14 protein-coding genes are annotated in these 13,197 nt (G+C 61.7%); 6 read left to right on the plus strand and 8 right to left on the minus strand.

Going from position 1 to position 13,197, the window contains the following annotated elements; all coding sequences use genetic code 11:
- Positions 1–8: 8 nt before the first annotated feature.
- On the plus strand, positions 9–857 hold the full coding sequence (locus tag H351_RS10315) for an aldo/keto reductase (protein WP_024487265.1): 849 nt from the start codon (positions 9–11) through the stop codon (positions 855–857).
- A gap of 64 nt (positions 858–921) precedes the next feature.
- Here the strand turns inward: H351_RS10315 and H351_RS10320 are convergent, their stop codons facing one another.
- Positions 922–2,073 (minus strand): NADH:flavin oxidoreductase, encoded by a 1,152-nt coding sequence (locus H351_RS10320; RefSeq protein ID WP_020908734.1) that lies wholly within the window; start codon positions 2,071–2,073, stop codon positions 922–924.
- A 203-nt stretch (positions 2,074–2,276) separates the two neighbouring features.
- On the opposite strand from H351_RS10320, the gene ctaD reads away from it, so the two are divergent.
- The 3 genes from ctaD to H351_RS10335 are packed head-to-tail and all read left to right on the plus strand — an operon-like array spanning position 2,277 to position 5,022.
- A complete protein-coding gene (gene ctaD / locus H351_RS10325) occupies positions 2,277–4,031 on the plus strand; it encodes an aa3-type cytochrome oxidase subunit I (protein WP_046379038.1) in 1,755 nt (584 codons plus the stop codon).
- A gap of 45 nt (positions 4,032–4,076) precedes the next feature.
- The gene (locus H351_RS10330; protein ID WP_019744857.1) at positions 4,077–4,550 is read left to right on the plus strand and encodes a MarR family winged helix-turn-helix transcriptional regulator; all 474 of its coding nucleotides are present in this window, start codon (positions 4,077–4,079) and stop codon (positions 4,548–4,550) included.
- 52 nt (positions 4,551–4,602) lie between these two features.
- Positions 4,603–5,022, plus strand: coding sequence for a DUF5313 family protein (locus H351_RS10335; protein ID WP_042451127.1), 420 nt, complete (start codon positions 4,603–4,605; stop codon positions 5,020–5,022).
- Positions 5,023–5,031: 9 nt separating this feature from the next.
- Here the strand turns inward: H351_RS10335 and H351_RS10340 are convergent, their stop codons facing one another.
- Positions 5,032–6,060, minus strand: coding sequence for an NAD(P)/FAD-dependent oxidoreductase (locus H351_RS10340; RefSeq protein ID WP_081051147.1), 1,029 nt, complete (start codon positions 6,058–6,060; stop codon positions 5,032–5,034).
- Positions 6,061–6,093: 33 nt separating this feature from the next.
- Here H351_RS10340 and H351_RS10345 point away from each other — a divergent pair, with 33 nt between their 5' ends.
- Positions 6,094–6,720, plus strand: a complete 627-nt coding sequence (locus tag H351_RS10345; RefSeq protein ID WP_019744854.1) for a helix-turn-helix domain-containing protein — start codon at positions 6,094–6,096, stop codon at positions 6,718–6,720.
- Between the two features lie 56 nt (positions 6,721–6,776).
- Positions 6,777–7,235 carry a GNAT family N-acetyltransferase gene (locus H351_RS10350; RefSeq protein ID WP_029255989.1) on the plus strand — a complete coding sequence of 153 codons (459 nt, stop codon included), beginning with the start codon at positions 6,777–6,779 and terminating at the stop codon, positions 7,233–7,235.
- 7 nt (positions 7,236–7,242) lie between these two features.
- On the opposite strand, the gene H351_RS10355 is transcribed toward H351_RS10350, so the two are convergent.
- From H351_RS10355 to H351_RS10380, 6 genes are read right to left on the minus strand one after another with little or no spacing between them, the layout of a single operon-like run.
- The gene (locus H351_RS10355; protein ID WP_029255988.1) at positions 7,243–7,785 is read right to left on the minus strand and encodes a P-loop nucleotide/nucleoside kinase family protein; all 543 of its coding nucleotides are present in this window, start codon (positions 7,783–7,785) and stop codon (positions 7,243–7,245) included.
- A gap of 53 nt (positions 7,786–7,838) precedes the next feature.
- Entirely contained in the window at positions 7,839–8,633 is a 795-nt protein-coding gene (locus tag H351_RS10360) for an MHYT domain-containing protein (RefSeq protein WP_019744851.1), read from the minus strand.
- Between the two features lie 40 nt (positions 8,634–8,673).
- Positions 8,674–9,261 carry a GTP-binding protein gene (locus H351_RS10365; protein ID WP_003940118.1) on the minus strand — a complete coding sequence of 196 codons (588 nt, stop codon included), beginning with the start codon at positions 9,259–9,261 and terminating at the stop codon, positions 8,674–8,676.
- A complete protein-coding gene (locus tag H351_RS10370) occupies positions 9,242–9,616 on the minus strand; it encodes a DUF742 domain-containing protein (RefSeq protein WP_029255987.1) in 375 nt (124 codons plus the stop codon). Before H351_RS10370 ends, H351_RS10365 begins: the two co-directional genes overlap by 20 nt.
- Before the next feature lie 5 nt (positions 9,617–9,621).
- Entirely contained in the window at positions 9,622–10,038 is a 417-nt protein-coding gene (locus H351_RS10375) for a roadblock/LC7 domain-containing protein (protein WP_003940329.1), read from the minus strand.
- Positions 10,035–12,881, minus strand: coding sequence for an ATP-binding protein (locus tag H351_RS10380; protein ID WP_244891471.1), 2,847 nt, complete (start codon positions 12,879–12,881; stop codon positions 10,035–10,037). Before H351_RS10380 ends, H351_RS10375 begins: the two co-directional genes overlap by 4 nt.
- Between the last annotated feature and the right edge of the window lie 316 nt (positions 12,882–13,197).

The following is a 13,197-nucleotide window of genomic DNA, read 5'->3' on the forward strand; positions in this document are numbered from 1 at the left end:
ATCCACATATGACCGAGACCAACGATGTGACCTCTGTACCGACCATTGTTCTGAACGACGGTAAGACGATCCCCGCACTGGGATTCGGTGTGTTCCAGGTTCCGGACGACGAGACGCAGGAAGCCGTCTCCACCGCTCTGAAGGCCGGTTACCGCAGTATCGACACCGCCAAGATCTACGGCAACGAGGTGGGCGTCGGCCGCGCGATCGCCGAATCCGGCATCGCCCGCGAAGACCTGTACATCACGACAAAACTGTGGAACGACGATCAGGGCTACGACTCGACGCTTGCCGCCTTCGACGCCAGCCTCGACAAGTTGGGTCTCGACTACCTCGATCTGTACCTGATCCACTGGCCGGTTCCGTCCAAGGACCTGTACGTCGAGACCTTCAAGGCATTCCAGAAGCTAAAGGCGGACGGACGGGTTCGATCCATCGGCGTCTCCAACTTCACCATCGAGAACCTCGAGCGTGTCATCGGTGAAACCGGTGAGGTGCCGGTCCTCAACCAGATCGAGCTTCACCCCAAGTTCAACCAAGCCGAACTGCGCGCTTTCCACACCGGCAAGGGAATCGCGACGGAAGCGTGGAGCCCGCTCGGCCAGGGAACTGTTCTCGGTGACCCCGTCATCACCGCTATCGCCGACGCTCATGGCGTCACCGCGGCTCAGGTGATCATTCGCTGGCACCTGCAGATCGGAAACGTGGTGATTCCGAAGTCGGTGACCCCCGAACGTATCGCCGCAAACTTCGATGTCTTCGGATTCGAACTGACGCCGGAACAAATCAACGCGATCGGTGCTCTCGACGACCCGGCCGGCCGCATCGGCCCCGACCCGGTCACGCTCGGCAGCTAGAACTTCCGGTAGACCCACGAACGGCACTCCCGCAATCGTGGGAGTGCCGTTCTGTCGTGCGAGGTCAGTTCAGGTGCGTGCGATGTTCTGCAGTGAATGCGATGTGCTCGTCCGCGCGTCCGGTGCGGAGCTTCTCGACCCACTCGGGATCGGCGAGCAGCGCGCGTCCGATGGCAACCATGTCGAATTCACCTCTATCGTACTGAGCTTCGAGACGCTCCAGCCCCGTGACAGCCGATGCGGCGTCGCCGGTGAATGCCGTCGTGAACACGGAGTCGAGTCCGACCGAGCCGACGGTGATGGTCGGCAACCCGGTCAGCTTCTTCGTCCAGCCGGCGAGGCCGAGCTTGCCGTCTTCACCGTCGAGTTCAGCGAACGCCGGTTCCCAGTGGCGCCTCGTCGACGGATGCAGAACGTCGACGCCGGCGTCGACCAGGGGAGTGAGGATGCGGCCGAGTTCAGCCGGGCTCTGGGCGATACGAGCGTCGTAGTGGCCGGACTTCCACTGTGAGAATCGGTAGACGATCGCGAACTCGTTTCCGACAGCCTCTCGGATTGCGGCGACGACCTCGGCTGGGAAGCGGGTGCGGGCTTCCAGTGATCCGCCGTATTCATCGGTGCGGACATTGGTTCCGGCCCACAGGAATTCGTCGAGCAGGTAACCGTGCGCTCCGTGCAACTCGAGACCGTCGAAACCGGTGTTCTTCGCGTTGAGTGCGGCGTCGACCCACGACTGCTTCAAGGTGTCGAGATCCGAGGTGGTGAATTCTCGTCCCAGACGGGTGCCGTCCAGCGCCAGGCCGGAGGGGCTGACGGTTTCGACCTCGGGGTTCAGACGCGAGTTTTCGCCGCGCTCGACTCCGAGGTGCCACAGCTGAGGAATGATCGATCCACCCTCGGCGTGCACGGCGTCGACTACCGACTTCCAGCCGCCCAGGCTCGAATCACCGTAGATGCGCGGTACGCGGGTGTGCGGGCCGGCTGCCGGGTCCGGGATATAGGTGCCTTCCGTGATGATCAGGCCGACCCCGCCCGCTGCGCGACGACGGTAGTACTCGGCCACGTCGGCGCCGGGGATTCCGTCAGGAGAGAAGGCGCGAGTCATCGGGGCCATCGCAAAACGGTTGCGCAACGAGAGTGATTTGACCTCGAAAGGCTCGAAGAGGCCGCGCAACGCGGGGGCCTCGGGTGCTGTCGATGTGTCGGGAAGAGTCACGGGTTTGTTCAACGCGGCGGACCCTCGACCTATTCCGCCGCCTGACTTTATCTCACCGAAATCTGCAAAAGGTTGCGTACGTTCGGTTTTCGATTGATGTCCACGTCGACCAAACTTAGTTTGTGCATTAACTATTAACATGCGATATGGTCGTGCGGAAAGTTCTTGAGGGTGGTATCGAGCACGAAAGAGGACGCGCGAGCATGACAACAACGGTGCCGGACGAGCGGACCGGAGAGCTGGAGCCGATTCCGGAGCGGCCGTACCCGAAGCGTCGTGATCCCAAGGGGTCGTGGATGTTCGACATGATCAAGACCACCGATCACAAGAAGATCGGGATCATGTACATGATCACGGCTTTCGTGTTCTTCTTGATCGGCGGCCTGATGGCCCTGTTCATGCGTGCGGAACTGGCTGTCCCCGGGATGCAGTTCCTCTCGAACGAGCAGTTCAACCAGTTGTTCACCATGCACGGCACGATCATGTTGCTGCTGTACGCGACGCCCGTCGTTTTCGGCTTCGCGAACTACATACTTCCGCTGCAAATCGGTGCCCCGGACGTGGCCTTCCCGCGCTTGAACGCATTCGGCTTCTGGCTCTTCACTTTTGGTGGTTTGATCGTACTCGGCGGATTCCTCACGCCGGGCGGCGCTGCCGACTTCGGTTGGACTGCGTACACCCCGCTGTCGGGTGCGGTGCACAGCCCCGGCGTCGGAGCCGACCTGTGGGTCTTCGGACTGACAGTAGGCGGTCTCGGCACTATTCTCGGTGCGGTCAACATGATCACCACGGTGATCTGTTTGCGCGCACCAGGCATGACGATGTTCCGGATGTCGATCTTCACCTGGAATATCTTCATCACCAGCATCCTGATCTTGATGGCGTTCCCGCTACTGACCGCCGCATTCATGGGACTGTTCGTCGACCGCCATCTCGGTGGACACATCTTCGACCCAGCGTCAGGTGGAGTTCTGTTGTGGCAGCACCTGTTCTGGTTCTTCGGGCACCCCGAGGTGTATATCATCGCGCTGCCGTTCTTCGGCATCGTCTCGGAGATCTTCCCGGTCTTCAGCCGTAAGCCGATCTTCGGATACACCGGTTTGGTTTACGCGACACTGGCGATCTCAGCTCTGTCCATCGCGGTGTGGGCTCACCACATGTATGCGACGGGTGCTGTTCTCCTGCCCTACTTCTCGTTCATGACGTTCCTGATCGCCGTGCCGACAGGTGTGAAGATCTTCAACTGGATCGGCACGATGTGGAAGGGGCAGTTGACCTTCGAATCGCCGATGCTGTTCTCGGTCGGCTTCCTGATCACCTTCCTCTTCGGTGGTCTGTCGGGCGTTATTCTCGCGAGTCCGCCGATCGACTTCCACGTCACCGACACGTATTTTGTTGTCGCCCACTTCCACTACGTGGTCTTCGGTACGGTCGTGTTCGCCACGTACGCCGGTATCTACTTCTGGTTCCCGAAGATGACCGGTCGCATGATGGACGAGCGCCTCGGCAAGTGGCACTTCTGGACCACGTTCGTCGGCTTCCACGGCACTTTCCTCGTCCAGCACTGGCTCGGTGGCGAAGGTATGCCCCGTCGTTACGCTGACTACCTGCCCTCGGACGGATTCACGGTGCTGAACTCGGTGTCCACGATCTTCGCCTTCGTGCTCGGCGCGTCGACACTGCCGTTCATCTGGAACGTTTTCAAGAGTTACCGCTACGGCGAGGTGGTCACCGTCGACGATCCGTGGGGTTACGGAAACTCGCTGGAGTGGGCGACCACCTGCCCACCGCCGCGTCACAACTTCACCGAGTTGCCGCGCATCCGTAGCGAGCGTCCGGCGTTCGAGCTGCACTACCCGCACATGGTGGAGCGAATGAGGGCGGAAGCGCACGTGGGCCTCACCGGGCAACCCACGTCGACGTTGGAGAAGAGTGACGATCGTCGCCAGATTGATTAGTGCGATAATAGTTACTGCACTAATCAATCTGGTAACATCGGATTCATGACGACGAAGGCTCCGCAGACGCAGATGGACGATCCGCTGGCTCTCGACCGGCAGGTGTGTTTTGCACTTGCGGTCGCGAACCGGGCAGTCCTGTCCGTCTACCGGCCACTGCTCGAGCCGATGGGCCTCACACATCCCCAGTATCTGGTGATGCTTGCCCTGTGGGGGAAGTCGCCGATGGCGGTCAAGGAAATCGGGCAGGCATTGCAGCTCGATTCGCCGACACTCTCGCCGCTCCTCAAGCGACTCGAGGCGTCCGGGTTGATCACGCGAACCCGTAGCCGCGCCGACGAACGTCAACTCGACGTCGACCTCACCGAAGCCGGTGTGGCACTGCGTGACGAGGCGGAGAAGATACCGCCGGCGGTTGTCGCGAAGCTCGGCGTCAGCCTCGCCGAACTCGAAGAACTCCACAACGTTCTGACGCGGGTCAACGAGGCCGCGCTCCGCGCCGGCGCTTTGGACCAATGAGAGAAATGTGATGACCACATCTGAAAGAAACGTGACGACTGCGTCAAGACCGATGCGTACCGAACAGGTGACTTCCGTGACTTCCAAAAAGCAACGCACGAGCCCGAATCCCCTTCAGTGGTTGGGTTATTCAGTGGGGCGCAAGTTGCCCGATTCGATGCAGGACTGGGTGCGAAACGACCTGATCGGTGACTGGGCTGTGCCACGTCACCTGATCCGCAGCATGGTGCCGTTCATTCCCGTCTTCGCGGCCTTCATGCTCTTCCCCGGGCCGTGGGCCCTGCGGGCGTCGATGGTGCTGCTCGGAGTGCTTCTGGCGCTGTTCTATTCGGTCTCCTACATGGCTCAGAACAGGTCGCGTCGCCTTGAGCGTCACGGTTTGCCTTCCGACCTCGAGAACCCGAAGAAGATCTCGCGCCACGACGCCGAGAAGGCCGCCTACGAGAAGTTGCACGGCGGCCCCGCGACCTAGACGCTTCGGTCAGATGCCGTGAAGGGCGCTGCCGCCGTTCATCTCGCAGACGCCCTGCTCCATGGCCGCCGAGAAACCACCTTCAGGGTCGGTCGAGCGAAGAGCCGATTCGACGTCCTGCTCTACCAGGTATCCGTTGATTGCGATCGCCGCGGTTGAACCTGCAGCCGCAGCATTGATTACCTGTGCGCGAGGGTCGACGACGTTGCCGGCGCCCCAGATACCGGGAACACTGGTGGCGCCGGAATGATCGACAGCCACGAATCCCGTGGGGCTGGCTTTGCAGCCGAGTCGCGTCAGATGTGCGTCGTTCGGAACGAAACGCGGCGCAACGAACAGTGCTGAGCGCGCAACCAGTTGGCCGTTGTCGAGTTCGACGGCTTTCAGTTTGCTTTTCTCGCAGACCAATCCAGATACCGATCCGTCGGCAACCGTCACTCCTCGGGCAGCCAGTCGCGCGCGTTCGTCGGGGGTGAGCGAGATCTTGTCGGGGAAGAACGTCACATCCGACGACCACTGTCGGAGTAGAAACGCCTGGTGAAGTGACATCTCGCGAGCGTCGCCGCCGAGAACGCCGATCGGTTGGTCGCTGATCTCGTACGCATGGCAGTACGGGCAATGGAGCACGCTTTGCCCCCAAAGCTCCTGGATTCCTGGTATTTCCGGGAGTGAATCCCGTAGGCCGGTGGCAACCAGCACAGTGCGAGTTTCGAGCGTCGTGCCTCCCGACAGTTCGACGACAAAGCCGGGTTCGATACCGCGCCAGGAGATGTCGACTACGTCGTCGCGATTGAATTCGACTCCGTACGTCTGTAATTCGCTGCGTCCGACGGCGAGCAACTCACCTGGCGCCATGCCGTCTCGCGAGAGGAAGCCGTGCATGTGTGCTGCCGGTGTGTTGCGCGGTTTGCCGGAATCGATGACGGCGACCGAGCGCCGAGCACGACCCAACACCAGGGCTGCACTGAGTCCGGCGGCGCCACCGCCGACGATCACGGCGTCGAGGATCTCTGTTTCAGTGTGTGTTCGCATGAGCACAGATTGCTCGCGGAGGAGGTTCGTCAGCAACTAATGTTGCCATTTCTGGGAATCGTCGTCAGACTCGGCACCATGAATGTCAACGGTCCGCACATCGATGCCGCCATCTCGCAGATCGGCGCGCGCCTCAAACGCATTCGTACACAGAGGAACGTCACGCTCACAGCGCTGTCCGAGTCCACCGGTATTTCGAAGAGCACCCTGTCGAGGCTCGAAGCGGGGGAGCGTCGACCCAGTCTGGAGTTGCTGCTTCCGATCGCGCTTGCCCACCAAGTGCCGTTGGACCAACTGGTTGCGGCACCACAGGTCGCCGATCCACGTATCCAGAGTGCGCCTCGAAGCGTCAGTGGGCGAACGGTATTGCCGCTGACTCGGCAACCCGGTGGGCTGCAGGCATTCAAGATGACCATCCCGGCAAGCCAGACGGACCCCGACCCGCAAGTGCACGACGGCTACGAATGGCTGTACGTCTTGTCGGGGAGGTTGCGGTTGGTGTTGGCCGATCACGACATCGTGATGGGTACGGGTGAAGCTGCTGAATTCGACACCCGAAACCCGCATTGGTTCGGTAGTGACGGCGGCGGCCCGGTCGAGGTACTGAGTCTGTTCGGCCCCCAAGGAGAACGCATCCACGTACGGGCCAAGCCTTCGCCGAAGTGATGGCCAGTCATACTTTCATTCGATGCTGCCGGAAGCGAAGAGGACAGTGAGGATCCGTGCGAATCGAAATTGACGACCTTAGTCGGGATGTGGTCCGTGCTCTACTGGCCGAACATCTCGCCGACATGCATGCGACCTCGCCTGCGGACAGCGTTCACGCGCTGGACATCACCGGGCTGACGGATAGCTCCGTGACCATGTGGACGCTGTGGAGCGAAGGTGACGATCTACTCGGTTGTGTTGCACTCAAGGAACGGTCGTCGACCGGTGGCGAGATCAAGTCGATGCGAACCTCATCGGTAGCTCGAGGGCGTGGCGTGGGTACGCGACTTCTTCAACACGTCGTGGACGAGTCGAGACAACGAGGTTACCGGCAACTCGAATTGGAGACCGGCACACAGGACTTCTTCGATCCGGCACGCCGACTGTATGCGAGATTCGGGTTCGTCCCGTGTCCACCGTTCGGAAACTACCGCGAAGATCCGAACAGTGCATTCTTCGTTCTCACCCTGTGAGCAGCTCTCATTCGGTGAACATTCTGGCAGTTATTCGTCGTACTGCGCTCTCGGAGTTCATGATTGCGGTGTCGAGCACGAGCCGTTCCGTGGTCCACGGCTCGTAGTCTCGATCCAGGATTTCCTGCCACGTAGGTAGTACAAGATCCGGGATGTCGACGACTCGCCGTTCTGCGCGTCTGCGATGCTCGTCGGGATCCGAACAGATGACTTCGACACTGAGCAAGCGCGCCGAATTATGTTGTGCGGTAGCGGACCAGGCGTTTCGTGTCGCCTCGACTGGGTTGACGCATTCGACCACGACCGAGAGTCCCAGTCGCAATTGTTCGGCGGCGAGCGCGTACCCGGTGATGTATCCGGCGGTCCCGGATACATCAGCGATACCGCTGCGGATCAGCGACTGTTCGATGGTATCGATCCGCACGTAGGGGATCTTGTGATGCTGAGCAAGCACCCGCGCGATCGTCGATTTGCCGGTGGCCGGCAAACCACCGATCACGACCAGTGCCGCGTCGGCCGACGGCTGGGGGTTGTGTACGGCATCCACCATCCCCGCAATGTACGGGGCGTCGTCGATTCACATCGACTCGCCCCGTACTCCTCTCAGTTCGAGGTCGCGAACTCTCGTGCTTCGAACGCCAGGTCGTCGGCGGCGGATTCCATCCGTGCCGTCGCACGGTTGGGTGCTGTCAGCACGGCGACAATCGGAACTGCCAACGCCAGCAGGCCGAGAACGAAGACAGGGAAGAGGAATGAGAACACTTCGAGTCCCTGCGGCGCCGGGGCTGCCGCGTCGTGAACAACCTCGACTGCGGCCATTCCGGTGTAGTGCATACCGACGACGGCGATGCCCATGATGATTCCGGCGACAAAACGCAGAATCGTGGACTCGAGCACCATGGTGAACCACAGTGCAGCGGTTCCGGCGACGACTGCGATGAGAACCGACAATGCAACGAAGAGCAGGTCGTAGTGGATCTCACCCTGAAAGCGCAAGGCGCGCATGCCGGTGTAATGCATGATGTTCACGGCGAGACCGGTCACCACGCCGCCGATCAGAAGCCGCGTCCAGCGGAATTCGGTCCCGATGATCAGCAGACCGACAAAAACAGCACCTACTGAGATGATCGCGGAGATCACGGTCCATCCGAGGTTGTATCGAATGGGACTGCCGGGGACTGCGAAGCCGAGCATGGCGATGAAGTGCATCAGCCAGATGGCGACACCACCGATCGACAGGGCAGCCATGGCGAGCCATCGCATGCGTGTGGCGGTTGTCGTCGCCGACGCTGAATGCCTGGTGCACGCCAGGCCGACTACCGACCCGACCACGGACACGACGTAGGCGAGCCCGAGCAGCCAGATTCCCATCGAGAAATGGTGCATTTCATCCGACATGCCAGTTCCTTTCGGCGACGATTCGCATCTGGTGATTCATCTAGACGACTGCTTCAGCTGCAAGTCGTTCGAGGGAGTACTCGGTGACGGCGATCAGCGCGCGTTTGGCCGATTCGCGGTTTCGGGCGTCGATCTCGATCATGGGAACGCGGTTGGGTAGCGCCAATGCCTGCCGGAGGTCGCTCGCCGAATGGATTGGTGCGCCGTCGAAACGGTTGACCGCCACAATGAACGGGAGCCCTCGCGCCTCGAAGAAGTCGACTGCAGCGAAGCTGTCTTCCAGACGGCGCGTGTCGACCAGAATGACCGCACCGATCGCACCGGTGATCAAGTCGTCCCACATGAACCAGAAGCGGCGCTGTCCCGGGGTTCCGAACAGATAGAGGACCAGGTCGTCGGCGAGAGTGATGCGCCCGAAGTCCATCGCGACCGTCGTGGTGCTCTTGTCGGGAGTGGAACCGAGATTGTCGATACCGTCGCTGGCGTCGGTGACCATTGCCTCCGTGCGAAGGGGGACGATTTCAGAGACGGTCCCCACAAGCGTTGTCTTGCCAACACCGAAACCCCCGGCGATCACGATTTTTGTCGATTTCACGCGAGACGATGAGTCAGAGTGCCCGAAGTCCACTGAGGGTCCTTTCGATCAGTTCGCGTCGCTCGACTCGAGATGCGTCGCTTCGCAGAGTGGCATGTATTTCCAGTGATCCGGCTACTACGAGGTCGGCAACCAGTACCCGCACGACTCCGATCGGAACACCGAGGTGGGCAGCGATCTCGGCAATCGAGATCCGCTTCTCGCAGAGTGCGACGATCGATGCACGAATATCCTGCGGTGCAAGATTGTTCGAGACCACGTCCTCGATCGTCGCGATGATCGCTTCGAGCGGGAGGTCGATGGACGGCAGGGTCCGACCTTCGGTGAGCGCGTACGGCCGGACCAAGCTGGGTTCGGCGTCGTCGTACTCGGATTGATGGTGAGGCATCGAACTCAAATACCCTGCGACGTTCGCGGGGCAATGTCCATCGTGGTCCCGACGCGATCGACGAGAGTCGCCATTTCGTAACCGATCTGGCCGATGTCGCATCCGGCGACAGCGAGGGCGGCAAGGTAAGCGCCGCTACCGACGCCCATGAGAAGCAGGTAGCCGTTCTCCATCTCGACGACGGACTGCATGACGGCCCCACCGTCGAAGAGGCGTGACGCCCCCGCGGACAGGCTGGCGAGTCCGGAAGTGACAGCGGCCAATTGATCCGCCCGATCGAGCGGAAGGTGTGTGCTCGAGGCGGTCAACAACCCGTCGGCTGAGACAATGATCGCGTGACTCACACCCGGCACGTCTCGGGCAAAAGCCGAAACCAGCCAGTCGAGTGCGCGGGGAGTCTCTTGGGCTCCGACAGTGTTCACTGTTCTCCTTCATCGTTGTGCAACATCGTGGACGATTCGAAAGACTGTCCGCCATCGGGCTGATGGTCGGCGGCGCGCCGACGCCCTCGTTGTACTCCGGATTGGTAACTGCTCCAACCACGTTGGACGTCCGCCGGATTGGATGCATGGCGCTGCGCCGTACCGCCTCCGCCGACGGCACCAGGAACCAGGCGGGCTCCGCGGTCTCGAATGGGCAGACCGGAATCGGCGATCTTGGTGACCGGCATCTCGAACGAGGTCCGAGCGGCCAGCCAGCCTTGATCCGCGTCGGTGGTCCACGAACTGCCGGTGGAAGCCGCTGAAGTCTCCGCCGTCGGATCCACGAGCCACTCCGACACCATCCGGGCGAAAATCGGCATCGTGGTCGGAGCAGAGGCTACGCCGTTCGAGTTGCCGTCGCCCGCGCCGTCAGCCCTCGCCGATGAGCGAGCAGAGAGCCCGTCACGGGTGCGTGAGGAGAAGAATGCCGCAGTATTTGTCGGCGTCGGGGCTGAGAGCCGGTGCCGCGGCGGCGGGGTTGTCGACGGTTGTGGACCCACCGGGATCTCGGGACCCTGTGCCGGCGAGGTGAATTCCGGCGACGGAGTACGAACGGGAAGGGACGTCGATGTGCTTGTGCCCTCGGGATCGGGCAGAGGAGCGAAGGACGACACCGAGGTGGCGGGTGCAGCAGTGGTCGGAGTCGAGGTGCTGACTGCCGGTACTCCACTTGTGCCCGGAGTGCGACGTGGCAATCCCGAAGGCGCTGTTGCCGTAGGAGTGGATTGCGGTGTGATCGGGGCGAACGTCTCGGTCCGATCGGTACTGTTACCGGGCGTTCGACGCGGGAGATCAGCGAAACTTCTGGTCGCAGGCCGCGGGGGTGCGGAGTCGGTCGGGACGGGCTGTGACCATGACGGTGCAGGCGGTGTGGGAGGGGGAGTCCGATCGAGCGTGGGAACGGGTCCGGTTCGCGGCGTGCGGATCTCGGGTCCCCGAGACGAATCGAGTATCGACGTCGGTAGGAGCACCGTTGCAGTGATGCCGCTGTGCGTCGATGACGTTGCCGTCGGGCGCAGGCGCACAGAGATGTTGTAGCGACGGCTGATTCGGCTCACGACGAACAAACCCATGCGACGCGCTGTATCCGCGCTCATCTCGCCGCCGGCGGCGAGGCGCTCGTTGGCATCGAGGATATCGGCAGGCGACATGCCGATACCGAGATCTGCGATCTCGACGATCATGGAGCCGTCGATAGTGCGGGCAGCGTTGATGGAGACGGTGGTCTCCGGTGGGGAGTACCGCAGAGAATTGTCGAGCAGCTCAGCGATGAGGTGAACGACGTCCGGGGCAGCATGACCGGTGACGACTCCGGGCGGGATCTGCCCGAGTTCGACGCGTCGATACTCCTCGACGCCTGATACCGCGGCGCGAAGCGTATCGCCGAGAGCGACGGGGGCGGTCCTGGCGCGGCGTACATCGGTTCCGGCGAGGACCAGCAAGTTGTCGCCGTTTCGACGCATTCTCGCGGCGATGTGATCGAGCCGGAACAGATTCTCGAGGCGACGCGGGTCGTCTTCGTCCTGCTCCAACTGTTCGATCAAACCGAGTTGCTGGTCGACGAGGGACTTGTTGCGCCTCGACAGCGTTTCGAACATGTCGTTGACCTGGCGCCGCAGGGTGGCCTGCTCGCCGGCAAGCGTGATGGCCTGACCGTGCATGTCGTCCACCGCGCGCGCAAGCTCGCCGATTTCCTCGTGGGTGCGGATCGGGACACGGGCGAAGTCGAGTTCGTCGGTACTGGCACCTGCGCGAATTCGTTCGATCGCGTCGGGGAGTCCGCGTCGTGCGGCCTGCAATGCGGCAAATCGCAACCGGCGGATCGGATCGATGAGCGATCGGCTGATGACGAGGGCGATGGCCAGTGCCAGCAGAACCGCGCCGAGCACGATTGCAGTGTCACGGAGTGCTGCGGTTCGTGCTGCATTGGATTCGGCGGTGACGGTGTCGCCGAACTCGGTGACGGTGGTGTCGGTCAGGCTGTTGTACTGGTCGTTGCCGGATTTCAGATCGGCGCCGACGCGACTCCCCAGAGGAGAGGTCGACGGCGTTGATCCGAGGGCGTTGATCCGGTTCTGAGCAGAGTTGCTGAGGGTCTGGACGGTGTCGTTACTCCCGTCGATGGCCAGAATGTTGTTCAGAGCGACCAGTTCGGCACCGGCAGCACTGACCATCGACGTACGAGCTTGCTGGTCCGGATCACCGGAGCCGAAGAGGATTCGTTGTTCGGCCAGCGCTCGTCGCGCTTCCCAGAGTGCGGAGAGTCGACCACCTTGTTCGCGCAGGACAGGGCGTTGAGAATGCTCGACGACGCTGGTGAAGGTGCTCGAGAGTGCGCGCGAGACTTCGCCGACCCGCGAAACCAAGCGTGCGGGAGCCACCGCGCCGGCGGCGATCTCCTCGGTGATGGAACGGCTCTCGGCGAGCGCCGAAGTCACTTGGTCGTTGAGGTCGCCGTCGGACTGGAACGCGCGCGCGGCGTCTACCAGTTGGTCCATTGCGTCCGAAACTGCTTGTGTTGCCGGGCCGGTGTCAGTGCGTGCCGATGCGGCTTCGGCGAGTTCGTACAGTGCGGATTCGAGGTTGATCGCCGCGGGCACTGCGAGGGCACGCTCGGACGAGGAACTCAGCTGTGCGGCTTCTTCGAGTTCTGTCTGAACTCGAAGTGCGCCGAGGACGACGGCGACGATCATCGGCAATGCGAGAACGGCGATGACCTTCCATCCCAGGCGCCATTCGCCGATCGACCACCAAGAGGTTGTCGTGTGTGAATCGTGTTTCATGCGGAACATGGCCCCTTCACGTCAACCCCCCGTGGGTCATTGCCCGAACCCCTTCAATCCGGTTTGACCAGAAGGGGTAGTTAGCTGAACGGTAACAGACTGTTCGCTGGCTCGCTACATCCCAGTTGGCTTCATGGATCGCCGATGACTATATCCGGATTGTAAGGCCAGGTGAAAGGGTAAACGGACAAGTGCGGCGAATGGGATAGCCGGGTTGTTCGATTCGGTAACTCGTCGACTCGTTGATATGCGGCGCGCGGGAATCTCCGGAGGGATCTGACTCAGGACCTGACATCGAAGACACGTCCGAACGAGG

The sequence above is a fragment of the Rhodococcus erythropolis R138 genome (genome assembly GCF_000696675.2).
Taxonomy (GTDB): Bacteria; Actinomycetota; Actinomycetes; order Mycobacteriales; family Mycobacteriaceae; genus Rhodococcus_F; species Rhodococcus_F erythropolis.

Bases quoted from the DNA above. Each gene is read 5' to 3' on its own strand.
- H351_RS10315 (WP_024487265.1), top strand. From the start codon at position 9: ATGACCGAGACCAACGATGTGACCTCTGTACCGACCATTGTTCTGAAC.
- ctaD (WP_046379038.1), top strand. From the start codon at position 2,277: ATGACAACAACGGTGCCGGACGAGCGGACCGGAGAGCTGGAGCCGATT.
- H351_RS10330 (WP_019744857.1), top strand. From the start codon at position 4,077: ATGACGACGAAGGCTCCGCAGACGCAGATGGACGATCCGCTGGCTCTC.
- H351_RS10335 (WP_042451127.1), top strand. From the start codon at position 4,603: ATGCGTACCGAACAGGTGACTTCCGTGACTTCCAAAAAGCAACGCACG.
- H351_RS10345 (WP_019744854.1), top strand. From the start codon at position 6,094: ATGTTGCCATTTCTGGGAATCGTCGTCAGACTCGGCACCATGAATGTC.
- H351_RS10355 (WP_029255988.1), bottom strand. From the start codon at position 7,785: ATGGTGGATGCCGTACACAACCCCCAGCCGTCGGCCGACGCGGCACTG.
- H351_RS10360 (WP_019744851.1), bottom strand. From the start codon at position 8,633: ATGTCGGATGAAATGCACCATTTCTCGATGGGAATCTGGCTGCTCGGG.
- H351_RS10370 (WP_029255987.1), bottom strand. From the start codon at position 9,616: ATGCCTCACCATCAATCCGAGTACGACGACGCCGAACCCAGCTTGGTC.
- H351_RS10380 (WP_244891471.1), bottom strand. From the start codon at position 12,881: ATGAAACACGATTCACACACGACAACCTCTTGGTGGTCGATCGGCGAA.